The organism is Paenibacillus sp. VT-400 (assembly GCF_001029205.1).
Taxonomy (GTDB): Bacteria; Bacillota; Bacilli; order Paenibacillales; family Paenibacillaceae; genus Paenibacillus; species Paenibacillus amylolyticus.
Window position 1 is genome coordinate 292,756 of record NZ_LELF01000038.1, and the last position, 25,610, is coordinate 318,365.

General features: G+C 47.4%; 24 protein-coding genes. 14 read left to right on the forward strand and 10 right to left on the reverse strand.

Annotated features, from left to right (window positions below):
* Positions 1-41: 41 nt before the first annotated feature.
* Positions 42-1,256 carry an MFS transporter gene (locus tag EL84_RS01420; protein ID WP_047840411.1) on the forward strand — a complete coding sequence of 405 codons (1,215 nt, stop codon included), beginning with the start codon at positions 42-44 and terminating at the stop codon, positions 1,254-1,256.
* Between the two features lie 112 nt (positions 1,257-1,368).
* On the opposite strand, the gene EL84_RS01425 is transcribed toward EL84_RS01420, so the two are convergent.
* Positions 1,369-1,779: a DUF2000 family protein gene (locus tag EL84_RS01425; protein ID WP_047840412.1), complete on the reverse strand. Its 411-nt coding sequence runs from the start codon at positions 1,777-1,779 to the stop codon at positions 1,369-1,371.
* Complete coding sequence (locus EL84_RS01430) at positions 1,776-2,339, reverse strand: hypothetical protein (protein WP_036673091.1); 564 nt, start codon at positions 2,337-2,339, stop codon at positions 1,776-1,778. The genes EL84_RS01425 and EL84_RS01430 overlap by 4 nt, the downstream gene beginning before the upstream one ends.
* 217 nt (positions 2,340-2,556) lie before the next feature.
* Between EL84_RS01430 and EL84_RS01435 the strand changes: the two genes are divergently transcribed.
* Both EL84_RS01435 and EL84_RS01440 read left to right on the forward strand, forming a co-directional pair.
* Positions 2,557-3,804 carry an ATP-grasp domain-containing protein gene (locus tag EL84_RS01435; protein ID WP_047840413.1) on the forward strand — a complete coding sequence of 416 codons (1,248 nt, stop codon included), beginning with the start codon at positions 2,557-2,559 and terminating at the stop codon, positions 3,802-3,804.
* A gap of 66 nt (positions 3,805-3,870) precedes the next feature.
* Positions 3,871-5,154 carry an MFS transporter gene (locus tag EL84_RS01440; protein ID WP_047840414.1) on the forward strand — a complete coding sequence of 428 codons (1,284 nt, stop codon included), beginning with the start codon at positions 3,871-3,873 and terminating at the stop codon, positions 5,152-5,154.
* 41 nt (positions 5,155-5,195) lie between these two features.
* On the opposite strand, the gene EL84_RS01445 is transcribed toward EL84_RS01440, so the two are convergent.
* On the reverse strand, positions 5,196-6,257 hold the full coding sequence (locus tag EL84_RS01445; protein ID WP_047840415.1) for an oxidoreductase: 1,062 nt from the start codon (positions 6,255-6,257) through the stop codon (positions 5,196-5,198).
* A gap of 156 nt (positions 6,258-6,413) precedes the next feature.
* On the opposite strand from EL84_RS01445, the gene EL84_RS01450 reads away from it, so the two are divergent.
* The gene (locus tag EL84_RS01450; protein ID WP_047840416.1) at positions 6,414-7,277 is read left to right on the forward strand and encodes a LysR family transcriptional regulator; all 864 of its coding nucleotides are present in this window, start codon (positions 6,414-6,416) and stop codon (positions 7,275-7,277) included.
* A gap of 153 nt (positions 7,278-7,430) precedes the next feature.
* Here EL84_RS01450 and EL84_RS01455 read toward each other — a convergent pair whose 3' ends face one another.
* From EL84_RS01455 to EL84_RS01470, 4 genes are all read right to left on the reverse strand, one after another.
* Positions 7,431-9,497: a methyl-accepting chemotaxis protein gene (locus EL84_RS01455; protein WP_053061348.1), complete on the reverse strand. Its 2,067-nt coding sequence runs from the start codon at positions 9,495-9,497 to the stop codon at positions 7,431-7,433.
* A 230-nt stretch (positions 9,498-9,727) separates the two neighbouring features.
* Positions 9,728-10,834, reverse strand: coding sequence for a Leu/Phe/Val dehydrogenase (locus tag EL84_RS01460; protein ID WP_047840417.1), 1,107 nt, complete (start codon positions 10,832-10,834; stop codon positions 9,728-9,730).
* A 287-nt stretch (positions 10,835-11,121) separates the two neighbouring features.
* Positions 11,122-11,751: a sporulation-specific diadenylate cyclase CdaS gene (gene cdaS, locus EL84_RS01465; RefSeq protein WP_047840418.1), complete on the reverse strand. Its 630-nt coding sequence runs from the start codon at positions 11,749-11,751 to the stop codon at positions 11,122-11,124.
* 209 nt (positions 11,752-11,960) lie between these two features.
* The gene (locus EL84_RS01470) at positions 11,961-13,475 is read right to left on the reverse strand and encodes a DUF6359 domain-containing protein (RefSeq protein WP_235431471.1); all 1,515 of its coding nucleotides are present in this window, start codon (positions 13,473-13,475) and stop codon (positions 11,961-11,963) included.
* A 224-nt stretch (positions 13,476-13,699) separates the two neighbouring features.
* Here EL84_RS01470 and EL84_RS01475 point away from each other — a divergent pair, with 224 nt between their 5' ends.
* The 3 genes from EL84_RS01475 (at position 13,700) to EL84_RS01480 (ending at position 14,984) form a co-directional block, all read left to right on the forward strand.
* Positions 13,700-13,993, forward strand: a complete 294-nt coding sequence (locus tag EL84_RS01475; RefSeq protein WP_047840420.1) for a hypothetical protein — start codon at positions 13,700-13,702, stop codon at positions 13,991-13,993.
* Between the two features lie 153 nt (positions 13,994-14,146).
* Positions 14,147-14,302 carry a hypothetical protein gene (locus EL84_RS32200; protein ID WP_017691064.1) on the forward strand — a complete coding sequence of 52 codons (156 nt, stop codon included), beginning with the start codon at positions 14,147-14,149 and terminating at the stop codon, positions 14,300-14,302.
* A 124-nt stretch (positions 14,303-14,426) separates the two neighbouring features.
* Complete coding sequence (locus EL84_RS01480) at positions 14,427-14,984, forward strand: GNAT family N-acetyltransferase (RefSeq protein WP_047840421.1); 558 nt, start codon at positions 14,427-14,429, stop codon at positions 14,982-14,984.
* Between the two features lie 163 nt (positions 14,985-15,147).
* Here EL84_RS01480 and EL84_RS01485 read toward each other — a convergent pair whose 3' ends face one another.
* Complete coding sequence (locus EL84_RS01485; RefSeq protein ID WP_235193905.1) at positions 15,148-15,924, reverse strand: Crp/Fnr family transcriptional regulator; 777 nt, start codon at positions 15,922-15,924, stop codon at positions 15,148-15,150.
* Between the two features lie 563 nt (positions 15,925-16,487).
* Here EL84_RS01485 and EL84_RS01490 point away from each other — a divergent pair.
* The 6 genes from EL84_RS01490 to EL84_RS01515 all read left to right on the forward strand — a co-directional run bounded on the left by EL84_RS01490 (position 16,488) and on the right by EL84_RS01515 (position 20,699).
* The gene (locus EL84_RS01490) at positions 16,488-16,919 is read left to right on the forward strand and encodes a GAF domain-containing protein (RefSeq protein WP_053061344.1); all 432 of its coding nucleotides are present in this window, start codon (positions 16,488-16,490) and stop codon (positions 16,917-16,919) included.
* Between the two features lie 108 nt (positions 16,920-17,027).
* Positions 17,028-17,678, forward strand: coding sequence for a response regulator (locus tag EL84_RS01495; protein WP_017691068.1), 651 nt, complete (start codon positions 17,028-17,030; stop codon positions 17,676-17,678).
* Positions 17,671-18,786: a PAS domain-containing protein gene (locus EL84_RS01500; protein WP_036616552.1), complete on the forward strand. Its 1,116-nt coding sequence runs from the start codon at positions 17,671-17,673 to the stop codon at positions 18,784-18,786. Before EL84_RS01495 ends, EL84_RS01500 begins: the two co-directional genes overlap by 8 nt.
* A gap of 270 nt (positions 18,787-19,056) precedes the next feature.
* A complete protein-coding gene (locus EL84_RS01505) occupies positions 19,057-19,551 on the forward strand; it encodes an Lrp/AsnC family transcriptional regulator (RefSeq protein WP_036616550.1) in 495 nt (164 codons plus the stop codon).
* Positions 19,552-19,563: 12 nt separating this feature from the next.
* A complete protein-coding gene (locus EL84_RS01510) occupies positions 19,564-20,151 on the forward strand; it encodes a chromate transporter (RefSeq protein WP_047840422.1) in 588 nt (195 codons plus the stop codon).
* A gap of 2 nt (positions 20,152-20,153) precedes the next feature.
* Entirely contained in the window at positions 20,154-20,699 is a 546-nt protein-coding gene (locus EL84_RS01515; RefSeq protein ID WP_017691072.1) for a chromate transporter, read from the forward strand.
* Between the two features lie 160 nt (positions 20,700-20,859).
* Here the strand turns inward: EL84_RS01515 and EL84_RS01520 are convergent, their stop codons facing one another.
* Positions 20,860-23,232 carry an Ig-like domain-containing protein gene (locus EL84_RS01520; RefSeq protein WP_053061345.1) on the reverse strand — a complete coding sequence of 791 codons (2,373 nt, stop codon included), beginning with the start codon at positions 23,230-23,232 and terminating at the stop codon, positions 20,860-20,862.
* A 211-nt stretch (positions 23,233-23,443) separates the two neighbouring features.
* Here EL84_RS01520 and EL84_RS01525 point away from each other — a divergent pair, with 211 nt between their 5' ends.
* The gene (locus tag EL84_RS01525) at positions 23,444-24,049 is read left to right on the forward strand and encodes a methyltransferase domain-containing protein (protein ID WP_047840424.1); all 606 of its coding nucleotides are present in this window, start codon (positions 23,444-23,446) and stop codon (positions 24,047-24,049) included.
* A 371-nt stretch (positions 24,050-24,420) separates the two neighbouring features.
* Here EL84_RS01525 and EL84_RS01530 read toward each other — a convergent pair whose 3' ends face one another.
* Positions 24,421-25,557: a glycoside hydrolase family 88 protein gene (locus EL84_RS01530; protein WP_047840425.1), complete on the reverse strand. Its 1,137-nt coding sequence runs from the start codon at positions 25,555-25,557 to the stop codon at positions 24,421-24,423.
* Positions 25,558-25,610: the final 53 nt, after the last annotated feature.

Consider the following 25,610-nt stretch of genomic DNA (forward strand, 5'->3'; position numbering starts at 1 on the left):
TGTTTATTGGGAATACCAATTTAGAACTGTGGAGGATGATTATGATGGATATGAGACAACAAGTGAAGAAGGCACCTGTACCCACCTGGATTATTTTTTTGCTGGCGTCAGCTTGTGGATTGATCGTGGCAAACCTGTATTATGCTCAGACCGTTATCGGTCCGATCAGCATGACAACGGGTCTGTCTTCTGCCGCTGCCGGATTGATCGTAACGTTGACTCAGATTGGTTATGTCATTGGTTTGCTGTTTATCGTGCCGCTCAGTGACATTACCGAGAATCGACGCCTGGTCGTTCTTTTCCTCATCGTACTGGTTGTTGCCCTGATTGCTGCGGCTTTCTCACCTACAGCTGTTGTATTTCTGACTGCCTCTCTGTTCATTGGTATAGGTTCTGTGGTCGCTCAAATTCTGGTGCCCTATGCGACATATCTTACTTCCGAGGAACAACGCGGACGGGTTGTTGGCAATGTAATGAGTGGTCTGTTGCTGGGCATCATGCTGGCTCGTCCTGTCGCAAGCTTTATCACCAGCCTCTTCGGATGGCAGACGGTCTTTGTATTCTCCGCCATTGTCATAACACTTCTCATGTTGCTCCTATCACGCGCTCTTCCTGCTCGCCAGCCTGAACCCACCTTGAAATACGGGCAATTAATCGTGTCCTTGGGCACACTGTTCAGAACGATGCCGTTGCTGCGCCGCCGGGCGTTCTATCAGGCCAGCCTGTTTGGTGCTTTCAGCTTGTTCTGGACCACGGTTCCGCTCAGGCTCGCTAACGATTTTGACATGTCACAGCAAGGAATCGCCTGGTTCGCACTGGCTGGTGTCGGAGGCGCTATTGCCGCTCCTATTGCCGGAAGATTGGCAGATCGCGGACTAACACGTATTCTGACGGGTGCTGCCATGGTGATCGCCGCTGCTTCATTCGGTCTTGCTTATGTGTTCCAGAGCCACTCCACGTTGGCATTGATCCTGCTTGTGATCGTGGCGATCACACTGGATATGGCTGTCTCGGGAAATCTGGTGCTGGGTCAACGCATTATCTACTCCTTAGGAAGTGAAGCGAGAGGACGTGTGAATGGCATATTCATGTCGATCTTTTTTTTCGGCGGTGCGATTGGTTCATCCCTTGGAAGCTGGTCTTATGCTAACGGGGGCTGGAGTCTCACAACGCTGATTGGTCTAATCATGCCGCTGCTCGCTTTGGTGTACTACTTTACGGAAAAGAAAGCAGCCGTTGTCAGCAAACATCTATAAGTGCGTGTTCAAAAAGGGCGGTTTTCAGTACCGAGAACAACCTCTATAACAATTCTTTCATATATAAAGAAGGGCAGAGTGATCTCTAAAGATCCGCTTCTGCCCTTTTCCCTTATTTCATGACACTGAATTTTTTGGTCGCTGCCCTAACTTGATCATCCTCGCCCCATACAATGACACCTACCACTTTGGTAGCTTCCAATTCCATCGAAGCAATCTCAACTGCATATTGTTCAAAGGCATTGTTGAGCGACTGGCCTGTCTGTGAAAAAACAACATGGCTCAGTCCCCCGCTGTCATCTGAGCAGAGTTTGGCCAGATTGATCAGTTGATTCTCGCCGGCCTTCAGAATGACAGTGCTATATCGGATGCCCGCATGCTGAACGCCGCTATGATCCAGCACAGGTTGATCAGAATATAACCCCGGCTCATTCAGGGCTGCTTGTCCCATTAACAGGGCAGCCACATTGGCGGCGGCGCCAGGTTCCAGATTTTTATCCAGTATAATAGCAATTCTTTTCATATGACTGTATTCACCCTCTGTGTATTTTGAGTAAAACATACCCATGGCATATTGATTCCCTCACGCAATACTTTGTAGGTCACAAGCCCGTAATGATCAGCGCATAGCTGATTCGTGAGCGCAATGGACTTCTCCGTGTTGTGCATGACCTTCCTGCAAGCTTCAGGGTTGGACGATACGGTGCTGTTCTCTCTATAGGTTGTATCAAGTTCAGATAACAAGTATGTGGTTGCTGGATGATGATAGATAATATCGATCTGATCGGGACATACCGCATGGAAGCCGGATAGAACCAGCGCAGGAATTTTCTCCACAAAGCTCTCAGACACCGCTAGTTCAGAATCCATGATGAAGCTGTTAAGCTTGGGATACGCCCCGGGGACCAGCAAGCAGGATATGATCCCTGATCTCAAGTCTTCCGCAGCCGCTTCAAATTCAGGGTATGGCTTGATACGTTCCGAGTTGCCTAGCTTTTTCGCGATATGCATGCTGCAAGTCAGGAATCCTTCATCGTCTCCCAGCGTTCCCAGTATGGCATATTTCTCTTTAACGATCTCCATTTATTTCTATTTCCTCCTTTTTATTTCTAATCCGCTAAAGATCGTATACCAAAAATTTCCTATTGTCAATTAACACTTTAACGCAACATAAATATGTATTTTGGTTCATATTTTTAACTAAAAGGTGTATTCAAAATGGAAAATATTGAGCTATAATGTTATGAAATGAATTTTTACTATTTTTAGTATTTTGTTGAAAGGGGATTTACGAGAACGTATGAAAACCATTGTATACATATCTGATTTCAGGCTTCCAACTGGATTAAACTTCGTTAAACCTTTGCAGAAATTGGCGGATCACAAGAAAATTCTGATTATTGAACGGCATAATTTGCATCATGATGAGGTGCTCAGGGACTTCTTTGATGAAATTAGATATGTCGATCATCTGGAGTCCGTAGATGCCATCCGGGAGCATATGATGCAGATCCGAGAATCCCATTCCATCTCTGCTCTGTTAACGCCGGGTGAGAATGCGATTGAGATCGGTGGTCAGCTCCGTTCCGAGTTCGGGATCCCCGGTATGCAGCGCAATCAGGCTGAGGCTGTTCGCAACAAATGGATCATGAAACAAATGCTGCATCAACGCGGAATTCGGACATCCGAAATTGCAATTGCTCTACATGAACAGGACTATATTCGTTTCACTGCTGTACACGGGTTTCCGATTATTGTGAAGCCACTCAGCGGATATGGAAGTATCAATACGTTCAAATTATCCAGCATGGATGAACTGGTACATTATCTACACCATACAAGACAAGCACAGCAAAGGGATTTGCTGGAGGAATTCATCCACGGTACGGAGTTTCATTGTGATTCCATTGTGTCCAAGGGCAAAGTTGTATTTGCATCTGTTTCCCAATACCTGTATAACTGCCTGGATATTGCGACGAAGCAGAAACCTCCAGCCAGTATTACGTTCCCTGAAGGCACGGAAGCTGATTTTATCCATCACATCAAAGAACTCAATGAACAGGTCATTGCTGCCTTGGGTATCAATCAATCCGTAACACATGCCGAACTTTTTCTGACTCCGGAAGGAGAAGTGGTGTTTGGAGAAATTGGTGCAAGAATCGGGGGATCACATGTTATGCCTCCTTGTATCAAGAACACCCATGGCGTTGATTTCTTCGAAGCCGTCACTGATCTGGAAGTTGGAATATATGAATTTAAGCAACAGGAGACGCGCCATAAATTCACAGGCATGATCTGCTTCCCTTCACGTGCAGGGGTAATTCAACACATATCCGGAATAGAGGATTATGCCGATATCCCTGGCATCATTGAGTTCAATGTATCCTATCAAGTGGGGCAGCGGGCCGGGGACGTCAACGATACCATGACCCGCTCAGGCTATGCTATCGTGGAGGGTGATTCGTTCGAGGAATTGCGTCAAACCCTGCTGGATATGTACGATCGTTTCAAGATTGAAGTGACGGTTGCTGAAACTGAAACTGTATAAGATGTACGGATGATCCTCACCGTTTTTGGTCTGGAGTGACTGTTATCTTGGGGAGGGCTGGAATTATTGTCGTTATTCAAAACCTACGCGGGTCTGAGCCGCGATATCTATTATCTCTGTTTAGCCAGAACGATTAACAGCACGGGAGATTTTGTATTCTCCCTGATTACCTTGGTGCTTACGTTACAGATGGGCATGAATGTGGTCAGTGCAGGGATCTTTGTGTCCATGGCAGCCCTGATTAGCGGACCCGGTGTACTTCTCGGCGGCTATTTAAGCGATCTTATGGGCAAAAAAACAATTATTGTTATCGGCCAACTGTTATCTGCCATCATGATTATAAGCTGCTCTTTTTGGTCAGGCACCATTACCGTTGGTTATCTTCTAATTGCAGTCATGTTCTTCATCAGTATTACCCGGCCTGCTTATAATGCACTGATTATTCAACTGTGTACGGAGGAGAAAGAGCGAAAGTCCGCCTTTTCCCTCATGTATCTGGGGGCCAATCTGGGTATAGCCATCGGACCACTGGTCGCCGGTTTTTTTATCAAGGATCACGTCAACATTGTCTTTATTAGTATCGGTACCGTGTTTCTGATATCTACCTTTATCATCATCAACCAGGTTAAGATCGGCACACGAAAGGAATTGGCATCAACAAACAGCGAACATGCTGGACAACAAGAACAACAACGATCGAGCCTACCACCTTCGCCGTTATTCAGACTACTGCTGAAAAATCCACTTGTTTCCTTTTTCATCGTTGTGTCATTTCTTAACTATTTTATCTATATGCAATACTCATTTAGTCTCCCACTCCAGATGAATCACTCATTTGGCGAGAACGGAGCAGCATATTACGGCTCTGTCATGACCATCAATGCCATTAGCGTCATTATTCTTACCACCGTGATCCTGTCCGCTACACGCAAATTAACTGCCCTAAACTCGATAGCTACAGGCGCACTCTTCTATGGAATCGGATTTGGAGCCTTGAACCTGCTGGGTTACTTCCCCCATTTTTCCATCGTCGCCTTATCCACGGTGCTGTGGACCATTGGAGAGATTCTCGTGCAGACCAATATCAACCTGTATATTGCTTCGCGTGTACCCGATACACATCAGGGCCGGTTTAATGGCTTGCTGTTATTCGTAGGTTGCCTGGGTTATACACTTAGCCCATATTTGACAGGCATTTTCATCAAAAGCATGGACATGGAAAGTGTATGGATCATTATTCTGGCTGTCAGTCTGTTCTATGCGTTGTCTATGATTATTCTCTGGTATATCGAAAAAAGCTCAACAAGAAGAAACGAAATGAAACCGCTGGATCACTCAAAAAGTATCTGAACCTCAGGGCAGCCTGTTCTGCCCTTTTTTCCACTTTATTTTCACACCAAAACAGGCAAATGTGCATTCGCATCATACTCAATCAATTGCTGACCCGCATGCAGTCTCTGTACCAGATCTCGATTGGCGATAAACGGTCTGCCGAACGCAGCCAAATCTATGCTTCCCTTACCAATCGCGTGCTCTGCGGTCTGAACATCCAAATCCCCCACACCAATGATGATTCCATCCCACTGACTTCGAATCCGTTCGTGAAAGGACTGCTCCTCTTCCCACGCTTTTGTATATTGGTCTGTTGAGGGATGCAAGATCGTAATTCCCGTCTCACGGAACAAGTTCAGATATGCATCGATCATTCCAGCTTTGTCTACCCAAGCATAGGATGCATCATCATCCTTTTTCTCGGAAAATCGTACCGATATGCGATCCACAGGGATCTCTTTTTTCACAGCCACAATAATATCCCGCAGGAACCGCAATCTGCCCGCAGTGTCTCCTCCATATTCATCTGTTCTGTGGTTAGTCTTCTCATTGATAAACTGGTCAATCAGATACCCATGCGCAGCATGCAGCTCGATCCCGTCGAACCCCGCCAGAACCGCATTGCGGGCAGCCGTCTGAAAATGCTGAATTGTATCCGCTATATCCTGTGCACTCATCGCTTGAGGAACCTGATACGGCTTATGCAGCTTATGCACTCTTCCCTCTGCCGCAAGGCTGGAAGGTGCCACTGGAGTGGTTCCGATCAGATCGGAGTGGGACAACCTGCCGACATGCCACAGTTGAGCAATAATGGTGCCGCCATGTCTGTGAACAGCATCCGTTACCCTTTTCCAAGAAGTCGTCTGTTCATCTGTATATAAACCGGGGATGCCGTAAGTGCCTTTGCCTGCCAGATTGGGGTTAATGCCCTCGGTAATGATCAGTCCCACACCATCTCGCGCACGCTGCTCATAATACGCCACCATCTCATCCGTCACGGTCCCCTCCCGATCATCAGCAAATCCCCGGGTCAACGGTGCCATCACAATTCGGTTCCTTAATTGCCACTGATGAATCGTTACCGGGCTTAATAATGTTGAACGTGTATTCGTGTTATCCATGTCATATCCCTACTCTCTTTGTCATTAAGGATATTGTACGGCGGCTCCGATATATCGTAAAATGATTGAAATATATAGTTGTATCTCTCAAAGAGATACCTAACATCAGCATCTGCGGAAGCAATTGAAGTTAATCCACGTTCAGGAGGATACAACATGGAACTTTCCGATATCGATATTGTTCTCGCGGTGGCGCGTTCAGGCAAAATCTCACAGGCCGCCAAAGAACTGAATTACGCACAATCCAATGTCACTACACGTATCAAAAAACTGGAGCAGGAATATCAGATCCAGCTGTTCAACCGATTTCCCAAAGGCGTTGTACTGACCTCCAAAGGAGAACAGTTCGTCCAGTACGCCACACAGATTCACAACCTTTTGCATGATCTAAAGCAGGATATGACCGATCCCGGTGAGCCTTCTGGCACGCTGAAAATCGGCATTGTGGAAACGGCGGCATCCAGCCGCTTTATGGAGATCCTGAATGAATATCAGATAACTTACCCGAAGGTGTCCATCTCACTCGTTAACGCCACTTCACCCAAAGTACTGCGCAAGAAAATACAGGACGATGAGATTGATGGTGCTTTTATCAGCGGGGCTTGTGTGAAAGAAGGTTTGAAGGTGGAATACGAGATGCAGGACACCGTTCATATCATCTCCAAGCAGATGGATACACCACCCGAAAGTCTGTGCCAAGTATCGTGGGTTGTTTTCCCCGAGGGCTGTCCTTATCGTGAAATGACCGAAGAATTTTTGCAGGAAGAAGGGTTGTCCGCACGTAATATCATCGAAGTGAGTACGATGGAAAACCTGCTCAGCTGTGTGGAGTCAGGAATCGCATTTACCATTATGCCGTGCAATGTTATTCACAAGAAACCGGATGATTTCTCCGTATTTGATCTGGCAGATCGTTTTACCCATACCACGACAACCTTTGTCCGCGGTGAGGATCGGTATGTCAGCAGTGCGCTGGATCAATTCATGAAGCTGCTGAACCAGAAGTGCATCACGTTTTGATATAGATAACTTAGTACCCCTCTTTCAACCGCTGATCTTATTGATCACTAAATGGACTAAAGCACATTGATCGAGACCATAAAAAACAAAGCAAAAGGCACTCATACAGAGTGCCTTTTGCCTTGCTTCCCTCTATAGCTATTCAATTAACCCTTACTCCACCTTGAATCGCGCAGCCGATTCGGCCAGCTTTTGCGTCAATTGATCGATCGTATCCACCATGTTGGCCAACTGCTGTACTGTTGAAGATTGCTCCATCATGGTTGCTGTTACCTCTTCAACCGAAGCGGATACCTGCTCTCCTGAAGCCGACAAACTATGGGCTGACTCCAGTACATCATCCTTGTTCTGTAACATCTCCTGCATCTGTCCTGCCATCGTGGCAATTTGTCGATTGATAACCGTTACCTTCTCCAGAATCACATCGAACGCTTGACGAGTCTGCAAGACAAGCTCATCCTGTCTGGAGGAGATGGTATGAATCTCTGCAACACTTTGGTTGTTCTCGGCTACATCGGCCAGATTCTGCTCGATAATGCTGGAGATTTCCTTGGATTGGCGGGAGCTCTGCTCTGCCAGGTTGCGGATCTCTTCGGCCACAACTGCAAATCCTCTGCCATGCTCACCTGCCCGTGATGCTTCAATTGAAGCATTCAATGCAAGCAGATTGGTCTGCTTCGCAATCTGGCTGATGGCTTCCGTGATCTGACTAATACTGCCCGAACTGGTTTGAAGTTTGACGGTAATCTCCGAGATTTTCTCCACTTCCCGTTCGTTCACCTCATTGATACGCATCAGTTCATTCACGACTTCATTCCCATTGTGGAATACCGTTTCGATCTCATCTGCTCTTGCCTTCACATCCTGTGCACTGTTGTTCATGGCAGCCACTTTATCGCCAAAGCTGTTGAATTTGCCTGCAATCTGCTCGGTATCTTCCGATTGAGCCTCCATGGCTTTGGCAATCCCCATGGACGTTGCCGATGTCTCATCAATGGATCTTGCCGTCTGTCTGGATGTCTCCTCCAACTCCTGAGTGCTGGCCTGAAGGACATGAATCGAACTGTTCATATCGGTAATAAGGTTCCTGTTCTGCTCCACCATACCATTGAAGCTCTCCGCCAGATCCTTGAATTCGCTGTTATACTTGCCATTGGCCTTAACGGTCAGATTGCCTTGAGCAAGCTGTTGGAACAGACCGCTCAGACGTATGATAGGTCTTGTAATACTGCGAGAAATCAGCAATCCCACACCAATAGCCAGAGCAATCCCGATCAATATCACGATAACCATCTGGCGCTGCATATCCTCTATCGGACGCTTGATATCGTCATAATCGTCAATAATGAGCACAGAGAGATCTGCACCCGGAATCTGATTAATACGATAGTAGGTATCTTCTCGATCCATCGAAGTGATTTTCACTTTGTCGGTGGCTCTAGCCTCGATAATTCCCATCGCGTCCTTATCTTCTTCCAGCGTTTGTCCCACAACGGAAGGGTCCAGTGAATCATACATAATGATGCCGCTCCGACTCAGTACTTCAACTCTGCCTTGACCATTGATTTTAATGTCTCCGAGTTGCCCCAGGAAGAAGTTGCTGTCCACCGACATAGCAAGCACACCCAGGTTATTCCCCTCTTCATCGGTGATAGGCTCCGAGAATACAATAATGAGCTTCTTGCCAGTCTTAGAGACGACCGCGTCACTGATGAAGGATTTCCCCTGTATAGATTCCTTAAAATATTCCCGATCTCCCCGTGACTGACCAATGACTTCTGGCATGGTTCCTGCCACCATGATTCCTTCCTTATCAAAAACGAACAGATCTGGCTTACTTCCTTCCGTTTCCGATATACTGTCGGTCAAGATCGTATTGGCCTTATTGAAATACGGGTTCTCATCCGATAAAAATTCTTCATCCGTCATGTCAGTTGTATCACGCAACTTTAAGAGTTCTTTAAAAGTACTATGTACGGATATCGAATGACTCAATTGTTGTTGAAGTTGCATAGCTGTCCAAAGCCCTTCCCCAAGGCGGTCAGCCATCACATTCATTTCATCCTTGCTTTTCTTGACCACAACATCAGATGAAATCATATAACTTGTGGTCGTTGCACCAAGCAGAACCAAAACAACCAATACACTGATCATGAAAGGCAGCTTGATTTTAAGCGACATATTTTTGATCTTATGTCCTACACCTTTTCTTTTCCCCATTTCCTTCTCCCCACTTCCCTGAACCATCTGCATCTGAACGATGTACATACATTATCGGAAAAATCCATAATAAAATTGATCAATTAGGGAAATATTGCCACTGTTTTTCTTTTTTTGAAATTCTGATAGCAACATAAAAAAATGGCCTGTCAGATCGACTATCCATCTTGGAAATGGATGTTGCCGTTATCTAACAGACCGTTTTAAGTTTTTTTATGAATCTATTAAGTTTACTTGCGCAATCTCCGGGAACTCAATGAGTGATGACCATTCTGCAAGAATGTACTGCGCGTATTCTTCATCTGTTCAATCCGTCGCTCAGCCAGACGATCTGCGGCAACATAGGTTGCGATGCCCTCGGTACGTGAGCTTTCGAATATTTTCTCCAGAGTGGAATAGATCTCTCCGATCTTGCTCCACGCCCGATCCGCGTTATAACCGTTCAACTCATCCGCAATGTTAATTACGCCACCTGCATTGATAACATAGTCAGGCGCATATACGATGCCCATATCATACAGCTGATCCCCATGACGGGTCTCCAGCAGCTGATTATTGGCACAGCCCGCTACAACCTTTGCCTTGAGCGTTCTGAGCGTATCGTCATTAATCGTGCCGCCCAGTGCACATGGTGCATAGATATCACATTCCACACTCGTGATGTCTGCGGGATCAACTGCTGTTGCGCCGAAGCGGTCCACAGCCTGTTTCACCGAGTCCTTATGGATATCCGTAACGATCAGATGTGCACCTTCCTCATACAGATATTTGCACAGATGCATCGCCACATTGCCGACACCTTGGACCGCTATCGTTTTACCCTCCAGCAGATCGGTACCAAATGCTTCTTTGGCCGCTGCCTTGATCCCCCGATATACACCCCAAGCCGTTGCAGGCGATGGGTTACCGGATGAACCATAACTCGCGGAGATGCCTGTCACATAATCGGTTTCCTGATAGATCAAGTTCATGTCCTCTTCCGTTGTTCCCACATCTTCGGCCGTGATATAACGTCCGTTCAACCCTTGAATATATCGTCCAAACGCCCGAAACATCGCTTCGTTTTTGTCGCGCCGCGGATCTCCGATGATAACGGTTTTGCCACCGCCCAGATTCAGGCCGGATACCGCATTCTTATATGTCATACCACGGGCAAGGCGCAGGGCATCTTCAATGGCTGCTTCTTCTGAAGCGTAAGTCCACATCCGCGTGCCTCCCAGCGCAGGGCCGAGTGTTGTGTCGTGTATGGCGATAATTGCTTTTAACCCTGAATTTCGATCCTGGCACAGAACCAGTTCCTCATAATCGTGATACTCCATTGCTTCAAACCAACTCATGTGCTAACCGTCTCCTCCAACCATTTTTGCGATCCAATCGCATTGTTCTCTATTCATTGACCATCCTCTATTGTACCCATGAATACCCAGTTTGTGCAAAATCACATCGCAATGTCAGAGAAGCATCGATCGATGTTTCTCATATGGCGGGAGCAAAGCTGTCGAATTTCAGATTATAATTTTATCGTCTATCCATAGAAAAACCTCTCTCCCTTACAGGAGAAAGGTACAATTCTCTCAACTACATCAACCTATTCGCCCCGAGTAGACCAATTAATCGTTCACATTTAAGGGAGCGTCTCAACCACATTGATTGGATGCAAATCGCCATCTACAGCAAATGAAGCCTGTCCTGTCTCCTCGGAGACAACTAATACAACCGCATCCGTCAATTCACTGAGTCCCAGTGCTGCCCGATGACGAGTGCCTATTTTTCGTTCATGCACTTCCGCTTGCGACAACGGCAGCACATTACCAGCGGATACAATCTGATTGCCACGAATCAACACAGCCCCGTCATGTAATGGCGCACCAGGAATGAATAGCGATTCCAACAACGCATGCGTCACTCTTGCATCCACAGTCACGCCTGAGTGAATGATCGACTCCAACGGAATCTCCCGTTCAATCACAATCAACGCCCCATATCTCCGGTCAGATAGATGCTGTACGCTCGATGTTAATTCGGCAAACTTCTCGGTAAAGGGTGACAGATAACAATCCAGATAAAACGAAGAGGCGAGCACCTCGATCTGCTTGATCTCCGCTCGAATCTCTGCAAATTGCCCCAGCAGACAGGCACTGTCATTGTCAAATCGGGATAACGTCAGATTCATACGCTCTGCTACACGATGGAGGTCTGCCTTAAGCTTCTGCCTCATCGAGGAACTGTCACAGTCTGCTTGCTGGGTCATCATTCGCCGCCTCCTTGGTTGGGTTGGGCTTCACGCCGCATCATTAGTACCCATACCTTCCCCTCTGGAGCACATATTTATGCAATGGCGGGGCTGTAGGAGCTAATCACGAGCTTCATTGTAACTGATATAACAAGCAAAAAAAGAGCCTCTCCGCAAAACTCCACGGTCAGACTCTATTTGCATAATGATTTGGTGTTTGTCTACTTTACTTATTGTGCTTTTCCGTATGAACCTGCCTTAAACGTAGTCGGATCATACCATTTGTACCCTGCCGCTGGTGCAGCCCATGGCTCAAGTTGCGGCTCGGTTGATGCGGCCGGAGCTTCGATAGGAAGCAGGCTTGTTGCCGTATCCAATGTCAATCCTGGCACTTGTGCCAGACTGGTGTAGCTCTCTTTGACCGCGAGCCATTTCACAGTATTCACAAGGAACGTTGCATCATCCACTTCTTTGAATCCATCATAGGTCTTCTTGGTAGCACCGGTCTCTTCACGCAAATATTTCGGAGTCGCGTCTTCCACAGGTGAAGAGTCACCGATAAATGCGGCTTTGCCTGCACCAACCTTTGCAATGGCAGCATAGGCTCCTTCAGCTCGTCCACCACCATTGTATACGCCCTGGTCCACGGCATTGCCCCACTTGGACACACCACTTGGTACATACACCAAGCCTTTGGCTTTGTTCGGGTCTATAATCGCAATGGTCGATCCCGCATGCATGGCTACAGAAATAACACCAGTCGTAATGCCGAAGGATTGTGCAGGTGCAACGATATCCGATGCGTTCACATCTCCAAGGGCATTGTAGCGGAAACGGACACCAAAGTTCGTCGCGAGCCAGTCTGAACTCGTCACACTCTGCATGGCTGGTGATTCGGCTTCAGCCGAAGACATGCCTTTGGCCGGATTCAGGAAGGCACCGCGGCGATAGCCATTGAATACTTCGGAAGAATCCCAGCGGTTTTTGTTGCGGTCTGCATTATAGTGGTCGGAGATGAAGAAGATACTTCCTCCGTTCTGCACGTACTGCACCAGCGCTGCCTGCTCAGTCGCTTTGAACGGCACGTTGGCTTCGCCGATGACAAAGACGTCGTAATCTTTCAATTTATTATAGGTGATAGCTTGCTCACCGAATGTATACGGGATGCTGCGTTCCAGCTGATCCACGGCAAAGCCTGCGTTTCGCAAACTATTGGCAAAATCTGAAAATGCCCCGTCAATAATCCAGTCGGCAGCACCTGCTGTCTGGGCGTGGGTATTATCGAACAATACTTTCTTGCCGGTACCGTCCGGCAGTGTTGTGCCCGGGTTTGGTTCTGGATCAGGATTGGTTGTTCCGGAGGAAAGTGTGATGGACGTTGGGTTTTTGACTCCTGCATAGCTGTTGTAGGCACCCAAGGTTCCGGTTACGATGATCTTTTTGCCTACAAGACTGGGGTTGGACGCCAATCCATATTGCGAACGGAAAGATGAGGGAATCTGTACATCCAATAATCTGGCGTTGGTCCGCTCTGACGCTGAATCTGCAATCAGAACATTAAAATCATTGGCATAGGGAGATGTAAACTTCGCGGTAAGCGACCCGGTAGCATGTCCAACAATGATTCCTTCAACCGTTGCTGTGCCTCCACCGCTCTGGGCAGCGATGGCCTGAGATACCGTAAGTGGTGCTGCAGCTTGTACCGGACTTTGCGAACCCGGCCCCAGCAGTGCGGTTGCCATCATGATAAAGACCAGGAATGCCCCGATCCAGTGCTGCCATAACGCCTTCTTCATATTCCCTTTCTCCTCCTCCAAATTACCTGATAATGGGTTATCCTCCTTTAATTTAATTGTTCATATGCTGAATTCCTCTTTCTTTTTGTAAAGTTTATGAAAAAGTTTAGAAGTTGAGTCTATTGGCCCATACTGATAATCATTAGGATTCCATTTACCGAAGGAGTAAAACGATGATGAAATTGGTATTTTTAATACTCTTGTTGATCGTTCCGCTGATTATGGCTTATGTTGCTCTTCGTTCCCGGATGGTTAGACGATTGTTTCATATCGTTGCGCTGCTCTGCTTCTATAGTGCGGCAACGGTCATCGCTGGTGATGTGTATGCGACGAATGCTCATATGACCACATTCACCACCGAGATTCATCATTTCCTGTTGAATGGCTGGTTCCTGTATCCGTCTGCATATCTCGGAGTATACATTCCCTATGTGCTGTGGATGAGCCTATTTTCAGAAAAAAGTTAAATTCGATGTGGACTTGGGATTGCATTTTACCAACGTTCATTGCATAATGAATATAGAAACGTGATAATGATTATCATTCTTGAACTTGTCTCTTTGTAACTTTCTACTGCATATGATTTTACGATTTTATAGATAAAGGGGAACGAACATCGAATGAATACAACTCTGCAAAAGGCTGATCTGCAGCTTGACGATTATTTGGATCTTCTGAACCTGGCAACCAACCTGGGTGATACGAGATGGCAAAAGGAAATTATCCGCAAGTTGGCTTATACTTATCCTGCAGTTCAATGTAAACAACCACAATAGCATGCCACATACATCATAGATCTACATTATGGCTCATGACCGATTCATTCGTTGAATCTGTTATGGGCTATTTTTGTTGTACAATGTAGAGTAAAGTTATTCAAAAGTGAAGGAGTGAACAACGTTGCAACTGGAGACCGAACGACTCATCATCAGGGATATTCTTGAGACCGATTGGGAGAGGATTCATGCCTATACTTCCATGCCGGAAGTTACACAGCATACAGCGTGGGGGCCAAATACCGAAGAAGATACACGAGCATACGTGCAGTTTGTATTGGACACACAGCAGGCACATCCAAGAGAGGGCTTTGAACTTGCAATATGTTTGAAAAGTGATGGAACTCTCCTTGGCGGAGTAGGTATTCACGTGATGGAGAAAACCAATGCAGAGATCGGTTACGTCCTTAACCCCGCTTACCAAGGGAAAGGTTACGCCTCCGAAGCAGCCCGCGCTTTACTAGGTTTCGGTTTCAACGAACTCGGAATTCACCGGATTTACGCCAAATGTCGTCCGCACAACACAGCTTCGGAGAATGTCATGAAGAAGATTGGCATGCAGCGAGAAGGGCTATTACGCGAGCACTGGTTCTACAAAGGTTCCTTTCATGACTCTGTGATCTATTCGATTCTCTCCAGTGAATATGCACATGAACAATTTCAAAGAAACACAAAAAGCTGACTCCCATATATGGGACGCCAGCTTTCTTTCTTTTACTCCGTAACGACCCCAATCGCCAATGGAGGTGAAGCCTTGAGGCCTCATTTGAAATCCAAATCAAATTTGTCCCTCAGGGATGCAACCGTTGTGCTTCCCTCAACTCGGAACACCGGAACAATCTATGTTACAGTCGGCACAGCTCTACCGGACAGCTCGGGAACGTCGGACATCCGCACATACAGCGCAGGGCTGCCAGGTCTCGAATCATCAGTTTGCCGTCCATCATATCCAGCGTACCTTGTTCCTTCCATGCCCCCAGCATCCGCGTTACACTCTCCCGGGTAGCTCCAATCATCTCGGCAAGATCGGTATGGTTCAGCTTCATGTCCAGCACAATACCATCCGGTGTAACCCTGCCATACGAATTGCTGGCACGGATCAGTGTCGAAGCGAGCGCACCCGCCTTGCCATAGAGCAGCAAATCACGGAATCTCGACTGGGTGATCCGCTGCGACAGTGCCATCCATTGCAAGAATTTCAAGGCAAGGTCGCCATGTTTGCTGAGTATACTTTCCAGATCGCTAAGCGAGATAATGGCCAGTTCCCCTTTTTCCGCCATCTCTGCACTGTAGCTATGATTCAATCCTCCGATGCCGCCGAATTCACCGATGAGATCGCCGCTTTGCTGAATGGATAAAATAATTTCCTTGCCATCCTCCGTCGACTTGGTCATTTTCACTCGTCCCGAACGAATGTAGTACAGATATCCGGCTTCATCGCCTTCGAGAAAGAGACTATACCCCGACTTCACCCGTTTGGGCTGCATTTTTGCTTCAATCAGGCCCCATTGCTCAGATGTAACGAACGAAAGGATTCCGCCTGTTTCTCGTGTCATTTTGCCCGCCTCCGTTTGTTTCTGCTCTGCTCTTTGGGTTGTTCTTTCTACAAATACTGTACCCATAACCTTCGTCCCCCTTGGTGATTCCTTATGTATCCATCATACCGCGAAAGTAGCGCGAGGGTTATCGGGGGATTACCTGATCCTTAACGAGAAACTCCCTGAGTTTGCTGTGAGAAAAGTCACATTTCACCGATATGCCTCATCCTTCGCATTTCTTCAATCCCTTGGTGCACCTGACTCAGGAGCCCTCCACTGCCTAAGTTCAGTAGATTATAGAACGGAAATAGGGGTTTTCCCTGAATTACAACGTACGGGAAAGGGTCTACAATAGAATTAACATTGTAATACCCTTACTTTAAGATGATCCTGTTCAAAAAGAGCGGTTTTCAGTACCGAGAAGATGGGATGAAGCTAGAAATGGAGTAGCGGAGCGTAGGCAAAACTACGTGAGCAACGGACATTTCGGCTGAATCCCATATTCGATGCTGATGATGCCGATAGGCATCCTTCGTAATCAAAAGCGGACTTTTTGAACTACCTCTTTAAGATGATCCTGTTCAAAGGTTAATGATAATAATTACACGTCACGTACGTTATAATTTCGAAAAAGGAAGTGTCCTCTCATGCATGATGAACTGCCATCTGGCATTCAGGAGATGATCGACGGCCTGCGCCTGAACACATCCAGCGACTTCTGTGGACTTGCCTGTCTGAACGGGACGATGCTACGCTGGAAGTATACCTCTGGGGCTAGTAATGAACGGGTGAAACGCATGGAAATGCGCCCCGGACAAGATCTGGTGGGCACAGCCCTTCGGACTGGACGCACAGCCCGATCTGATGCACAATCCACCGGGGAGCATACACCCGGTCGTTGCCCGTTAATGCTTGCTGAGCGGCTGGTATGTGCCATAGCGGTACCTGTGTTCCAGGAAGGAAGCGTGCCTGGCGCCGTGCTGCTCGTTGGCAGCAGATTGCCTTGCACCTTCTCCCCGGATATGATCCGGCAGACGGAGCAAGTCGCTCTACATCTTCAGCCGAAGGTGTTTGGATAAAGTTTGAACTAGAGCGTGAGAGAAGCTATTCGGAGATTAAAGCTCTGAATGGCTTCTTTTTTTGTTATGATATAGATAGAACTAAGGAAGCGGACAGGGGGAAATCATGTGATTCAACTATTAGTTGTAGACGACCATGTTGTCGTGCGTTCCGGGCTGATCGCCTTACTTGAAGGAAAGAATGATATACATATCGTTGGAGATGCCGCAGATGGCGATGAAGCCATTGCCAAGGCTCAAGAGTTGAAACCAGATGTGGTCTTGATGGATTTCAGCATGCCGCCAGGCAAAGACGGTCTGACCGCTACGGCTGAATTGAAGAAATTGATGCCAGATGTCTCCATTTTGATACTAACCATGCATGACGATGAAGAATATCTGTTCCGCGCCATCCACGCGGGAGCATCCGGATATATACTCAAAAGTGCGCCGCATGAAGAATTGCTTGCTGCGATTCGTTCCGTAGCAGAGGGTAGCGCCTATCTGTACCCCAGTGCAACCAAGCGGCTGATGAGTGAATACCTGGACAAAGCCAAACAGGAAAACGCCGGACCGTATGACACGTTATCCGAGCGGGAGAAAGAGATTTTGTCCTGGATTGCCAAGGGTTACGCCAACAAGGAAATCGCCGAACATCTGATCATCAGTGTCAAAACGGTCGAATCCCACAAAAGCAATCTGATGGAGAAACTTGGCCTGCGTACACGACCGGAACTGGTGAAGTTCGCTATGAAAAAGGGGTTGCTGAACTTTGAGTAGTGCACGCAAGAACAGATTAAGTGGACTCGCAGACCAGCCCGTACGCCTCCTGCTGAACGAAATCGATAATCACATTACGGATAATGAATTTCGCAGCAGGTTGAAGGGTTCCCTGCATCAACTGAGTGATCTGAAATTCGCCTTGGATGAATCCTCCATTGTAGCCCTGACAGACCGCAAGGGTAAAATCCAGTATGTGAATGATAAATTCTGTGAAATCTCGCAGTATGAGCGCGAGGAACTGATCGGTAAGGATCATCGAATCATTAATTCCGGATACCATGGCAAAAGCTTTATGAAAAACCTGTGGGACACGATATCCTCAGGTAAGGTATGGAACGGGGAAATTCTCAATCGTGCCAGAGATGGCAGTCATTATTGGGTCAACACCACCATCGTGCCTTTCCTTGATAACGACGGGGAGCCCTATCAATACCTGGCTGTACGCAGCGAGGTCACCAAGCTGAAATCCGTCGAAGCAGAATTGCAAAAGATGATGTCCCAAGTGATGAACATTCAGGAAGAGGAACGACGCCGGATCTCGCGTGAACTGCATGACGGGATTGGACAGAGTCTCTTCTCTCTGGTGATTCAGATGGATCGCCTGCTGGCAGACCAGCCTCACCCCGGGGTTGAAGCACTTCGTAAACAGGTCACGGGCATCATGGAAGATGTACGCGGTATGGCATGGGAGCTGAGACCATCCGTTCTGGATGACCTGGGTGTTGTTCCGGCGATTCGTACGTATATCGAGAATTACACCCGTCACTACGGGATCGAAGTTGATCTGGAATGTAATTTGCGCAAACGACTGGAGATGAACCGGGAGATAGCTATCTATCGGATTATTCAGGAAGCCTTAACCAATGTCGCGAAGTATGCCGATGTTGCCGAGGCACGTGTTACTATAGAAGACGCTGAGAACATGACGATGGTTATTATTGAAGACCAAGGTGCTGGATTCAGCGAAGCAACCGCAGGCAATGGCGTTGGATTGTTCAGTATGGAAGAGCGTGCCCGTGGTGCAGGAGGAACGTTGAGAGTTTCTTCCGAGCCTGGCGAAGGGACTACCGTTACCCTTTTACTGCCCAAGACAGCACAGGGATAACCGTACATGCTTCGTATCACACTTTGTGCTTTACTCCAGCTTATCTATTATTTAACGGCTGCTCGCTATTGGACTGTGCGAGTGGTCTTTTTATTTCCAATTGGTCGAAATGACAAAATGAAGGCTCAAAATCGGTTAAATTCAATAATCATGATAAATAGATTGACTCCAGTTACGATTCGTCATTAAACTATGAATGCCACATACAAATTGTATGATTAGTAAAATTTCATTGTTCATTTCATATAGCGAGAGAAAAGGATGGTCAACATGTCAGAGAAACGCTCCTCCAAAGGAGGAGAAATTCCACAAATGTACAATCTGGACGAGATGGATCGCAAAATCATCGCCGCGCTTCACCACAACAGCCGAATATCCTATACGGACCTGGGTACACAGATCGGGTTGTCACGTGTAGCTGTTCAGGCGCGCATTAATGCGTTATCCGAAAAAGGAATCATCGAACGCTTCACCGTTGTAATCAACCCTGGCAAGGTTGGGCTTCAAGTCTCGGCCTTTTTTAATGTCGATGTCGAACCGCCCTTCCTGGATGAAGTCGCTGAGAAACTGGATGAAGAGCCAGCCGTCACCAGCCTTTATCATATGACAGGCCCGAGTACACTGCACATGCACGGTATTTTTGCGGATATGGAAGAGATGGAGCAGTTTTTGCTGGAGAAGCTCTATAAGATGCCGGGTATCGTCAAAGTGGAATCACAGCTATTGTTGAAACGTTATAAAAGCCGGATGGGCATGAGACTCTAGGAGGAAATCAGCATGGGTTGGAAAGATTACAACGGTCTCGTCATCGGAATGGTACGAACCGGAATTCTCGGATATGGCGGCGGCCCTTCGGTGATCCCGTTAATCCGTTACGAAGCCGTTACGCGTTACAAATGGGTCAGTGATGAGGAGTTCGGCGAGATTTTGGCTATCGCCAACGCCTTGCCGGGTCCCATCGCGACCAAAATGGCCGCATATCTCGGTTATAAAACCAAAGGTGTGCTGGGCGCGATCGTGTCTGTACTCGCTCATATTTTGCCGACAAGTATTGCCATTATTGCTCTGCTCGGTTCCATGTACGCGCTACGCGAGTCGAAAGTGGTAGCAGGCATGATAGCCGCCGTAAGGCCGGTCATTTTTGTCATGCTGGGCATGATGGCTTATGAATTTGCCATGAAAGCCTGGAAGGGACTTGGTAAAGTTTTTGCCGCCCTATTCGGCGTAATTGCCTTTGTACTATTGCAGCTGCTGGATATCCATCCGGGGATTGTGATCGCGGTTTTCCTGGGATATGGTGTCTTCCATCTGGATCTGGTTCAGCGCTTCAAGTCCAAAGGCGAGTCCGATAAGGGGGTGTCCTAAGGATGCTCCAGACCTGGTGGGAATTATTTTGGGGATTTTTCGTAGCAAACATCTTGGGATATGGGGGCGGTCCGGCTTCCATTCCGCTCATGCAGGAAGAGATTGTGAACCATTACCAATGGATGACCACCGAGCAATTCGGTGATGTACTGGCGATTGGTAACGCCCTTCCCGGCCCGATTGCAACCAAAATTGCTGCATTTGTCGGGTACCACGTAGCAGGATGGTTTGGGGCATTTATCGCAAGTTTTGCCACAATCGTACCTTCCGCGACCGCACTAATTATATTACTTCGTCTGTTGAACAAACATCGCACGTCACCAAAAGTCAAAGGCATGACCCTGCTTGTGCAGCCTGTTATCGCCGTACTCATGATTCTGCTCACATGGGAATTCGGGCAGCTGTCCACTGATTCCATCGGCATCTGGCAGACGTTGATCATTGCAGGCATCTCGCTCTGGGTCATGACCAAAACCAAGTTGCATCCGGCCATTCTGATTGTGATCGCTTTTGCCTATGGTGCGCTGGTATTGTCTCATACGATGTAGTTATAGAACATACAGGGAACGATCCCTTAATAAGACGTTTCAGATTCGTTAGCGCTTGAAGACACGTTCTAGTTTATAAACAAAAAACGGTGATACCAGCTATTAGCTGGCATCACCGTTTTTATTTGCGCGTTTCACACTCACAGTTGAAAAATATCGTTTACTTCGCTTCAACCACTACCGTTACTTTGGTTTTCACACCTGCAAATGTCACCGTAATCGTTGCTTTACCTTTGCCGTTCGCCTGAATAATGCCATCTTTCACCGATGCTGTTGCAATACGGGAAGATTTCCAGAGAGCCGGTTTGGATACATTAGCTTCACTGCCATCGGCATACGTTGCAGTTGCAGCCACAGTTACCTTTTCACCAGGTTTCATGGTCAACGTTACTTTATCCGTCTGCAAGTATTTCAGTGTATCCACATCTACAGCAATCGTCACAGACTTGCTACCGTATTTTGCTGTGATTTTGGCTTTACCTGAACCTGTAGCTTTGACTTTACCTTTGGTCACTTGAGCTACTTTGTAGCTGTTCGTTTTCCATTCAGCTTTGTCCGTAACATCACGCTCGCTACCGTCGCTCAAGAAGGCAGTTACCGTCAGATCAGCTGTATCGCCTGATTTCAGGGAAAGAACCGGCTCGGAAGCTTCAATACGTGTGATGACATCCACTTCAACTTGGATCGTCACTTTTTTGGAGCCGTATTCTGCTGTGATGTTGGCTTTACCACTGCTGTTACCTGTGATCACGCCTTTTTTCACATCCGCTACACGTGCATTGCTGGATTTCCAGGTTGCTTCGGATGTAACATCCAACGTGTTGCCGTCCTCATCCGTACCTGTTAGAAGGATCGTCTGAGTTTCTTTGGCAGACAGAACAACGAAGCTCACATCTGCTTCCAGTCCACTAGCCATACCTACTTCAACAGGCAGAGTCAGTGTTTTGCCTTCAATCTTCGCGGTAATGGTTACTTTACCTGTAGCAACACCTGTGATAACCCCTTTGCTATCTACCTCAGCGATTTTGTCGCTGCTGCTGCTCCAAGTTGCATCTTCAGATACATCTTTGGATGTTTCACCATACAACGCCAGCACTTTGGCCGAAGTCGTTCCACCAACAGCTACCGATGCTTTTTTCTTGTCCATCTCATACTTGTCTGCTACGTCTACATTCACTGTGAATTTAACCGTTTTACCGCCATAAGCTACTGTAATCGTAGCCGTACCGGATTTGTATGCAATCAGATCGCCGTTTGATACATATACGACATCTGGATTGCTTGTAGTCCATGTTGCTTTGGAAGTTACATTTTCTGTGCTTGCATCAATATACTCTGCATTGGCTACCAATTTTTTGGACTTGTTCTCACCTGTAACACTCATGGCGAGCTTGTCAGTCACATCTTTGATATCCAAATATCTTGCCGTATCTACATCCACAGCAACTTCTACGGTTTTGCCACTGTAGGTTGCTTTAATCGTTGTTGAACCTGCACTAATCGCTGTGACCTGTCCCTTGAATACCGTTGCAACCTTCTCGTTGCTGGATGTCCATGTTGCCTGATCGGTTACATTCACATCGCTGCTGTTTGGATAAGAAGCCGTTACAACGACATTAGCCGTTTTGGTTGTATCACTCAAACGGAAGAAAATACTTTGTTTCACCACACTCAGTTTGCTCGTCAGATCCACATCCACGTCAACGGATACTGATTTCGTACCGTATTTGGCTGTGATCTTGGCAGAACCTGCCGAGTATCCTGTAATTTCGCCTTTAAGAACGTCTGCGACCTTCTCATTGCTGGATGTCCACTCCGCCAGATCCGTTACATCTTTGGTTGTGCCATCTGGATACGTAGCCGTCACTTTCACACTTTCACTTTTGTTCAACAACAGGTTAACCTGCTGTTTATCTACATCTACACGTTTAACCACTTCAACGTTAACATCCACCGTCACGCTTTGGCTGCCAACTTTCGCAGTAATAACTGCCGTACCCGCGCTTTGTCCAGTTACTTTACCATTCACAACGGTAGCAACCTTCTCATCACTGGTAGACCATTCTGCAGTACTTGCTGCTGCATTATTTGTTTCATTGTCACTATAGGTTGCTGTCAAAATAATTTCTTTCGTGTCTCCCGTACGCAAGTCCAGACTTTGCACGTTTTTCGAAAGAGCTTTAACCTTCTTCGTCACTTTCACTTGAACGGTCTGACTCTGACCCTGGTAAGCTGCGGTAATCGTCGCTGTACCTTCCTTTTTGGCTGTAATTGCACCATTATATACAGTTGCTATCGAAGTATCACTGGTACTCCAGGATGAACTGATCGTTACGTTTGTCGATGTATTATCAGAATATACACCTGTCACTGTAACGGAACTGGAATCACCAACTTCGAGCGACATCTCATTCTTGGAAACCACAATTTTGGACAGTTCTTTGTCTGCCGCAGCGGCCAAGCCTACGTTGGAAATACTCAGCATCAACACCAGCATCATCACCATGTACTTGGTCAATCTTGGCTTTAACATCATTTCCCCCCGATTATCATCATTTTTTTCCTTATGTTTTATGTCGGCAAGTTCTTTCCAGATGTTTAGACTTTCAGGAAATTTTCAGGGAATTCTATGGAAATTAATTTATCTTCTATTCCTGTTTCAACCGATCATACCTGCGAATATTACGCATACCTATGTATATTGACTGTCTTGAACTTCTTTTAACAGGATTGGAGGAAACATAATGCGTAAGCCTTTTGATTACATCGGGTATTGGGAGGAAACATATCGTTCGGGTGAAACTTCTGGGAGGGGTTCATACGGGGTTTTGGCTGAATTCAAGGCCGAGGTTGTGAACGGACTGATTCAACGTGAAGGGATTCATCGTGTCATTGAGTTTGGATGTGGGGATGGCAACCAGTTGCAATACATGAATTATGAGGACTACCTGGGCGTGGATGTAGCGGCTTCTTCAGTAAAGCGTTGTGCTTCCCAATTTGCCAAGGATTCTTCCAAGAGTTTCATGCTGTATACACCAGGCCTATGGATTAACCGAGGTTTCCTGCAAGCCGATCTGACGGTCTGTCTGGATGTGTTATATCACATCACGGATGAAACAGATTTTCGCAACACCCTCTATGATATTCTGCACTCCTCAACAGCATGGGTGGTGCTTTACACCCGTTTGAAAGAAAACGGCAACCCGGGGATTGATACAATTCAGGACCGTAATCTGTTTGAATATCTCTTCGACTATCCTGATTTCAAAGTTCATGAGATTATTCCGCAGCGTTATCCAGATCAATCTTCTGCCGACTTTGTCATCCTGAGACGTACGCCTTCGAAGTGAAAATTGATTTTTTCAGTAGAGCATAGCTAAGTCTGCACCCCAACTGGACCCGTAAGAATGAGTATTCATAGACCAGACATTCTTTTGTCTTCCTTGGATTATGTACACCATCCGCCTGTCCGCTCACCTTGATTTGTCTATTCAAAGCTCAAGCTTAGGTATACTCCGTCTCCAATAGAAGGGATATCGTTCCTAATACTGGAGACAGCCTCACGTGGACAGGTGATGATGGTTTGCTAATGACGCTAATGACAACTAAATACTGAATATATAACTGGTTAACTAGTTGAATCTAATGAAATAATTCGAAGGCTCACAACACTAATACCTTACTAATCCGTTCTCCCAGCCCGTAGTTCTCAATTCTTCTTTTAAAATAACCCCGCATGTCCACGCAGCTTCGCCAGCGCCTCCATATAGAAATAATCGCCGTATATAATCGGCACATTCAGCCCTCGCCCTTCCGGGTAATGCACCGTTCCCTGCATGATCAGACCTTCTTCCGCTGCCGAGTCGCCAGAGCTATAGTGCTCATGCAACCCGCGAACGATACGTTCTCCCGCGGCAGCATAGGTTTCCCCGCGTGGCGACAGCTTCGCCAGCTCAAGCAACCCGCTCGCGGCAATCGCCGCAGCGGACGAGTCCCACGCCACCTGATGCTCCGCAGGTGCGCGGAAATCCCACACCGGCACGATCTCTTCGCCAAGCATGGCGAGGAAGAAATCGGCCGCACGCTCCGCTGTCTCCAGATATCGGGCTTCGCCCGTATACCGGAAAGACAGCGCAAACCCGTGCAACGCCCAGGCGGTGCCCCGCGCCCAGGCGGAACCTGGAGCATGGCCCTGTCCGCCATGCTCTCGCAGCTTCTGCCCCGTGTGTGGATCGAACTCCACCACGTGGCAGATGGACCCGTCCGCGCGGATGAATTCGCGCGCCACGGTGTCCGCATGTGCTTCCGCCAGCCAGCGGAAGCGAGGGTCGCCGCTCTGCTCGGATGCCCAATAGAGCAGCGGCAGGTTCATCATGCTGTCAATGATGGCTACGCCGCGCGTATCCATTGCTGACGAGCTGAAGTTCCAGGCGCGGATGAACTCACCGCGCACGTGGAACCGGGCAGCGAGCAGGTTGGCGGCAAGCATGCCACGCCGCCGTCCATCCATGCTGCCCGTCTGGCGGTAGTTGGCTACGCCACTAAGCAGCCAGATGAACCCCAGATCGTGATCCACCGATTCGGGATCACGCAGACAACCCTCCAGTTGCCGCTCACAGCTTTCGGCAATGCGATGTAGCGAAGCCGCCGCTTCACTTGCCGGCGCATCCCCATAGACCAGCCATAACAATCCAGGCCAGAAACCTGCTGTCCACCATTCCGGATCATTCCGATCATACGTCCCTTGCGGGGCAATGTGTGGAAATGTATCCTTGATCCGCTTTGCATTCCGAATTGTCTTGGCAGCCCCCTGTTGCCACGCTTCCTCGAGCCATTTTACCGACGTTGATGTGTTCATGAACATATCCCTCCTCGATTCAATACCAGACATCTAAGCTTGATGCTCCAGCT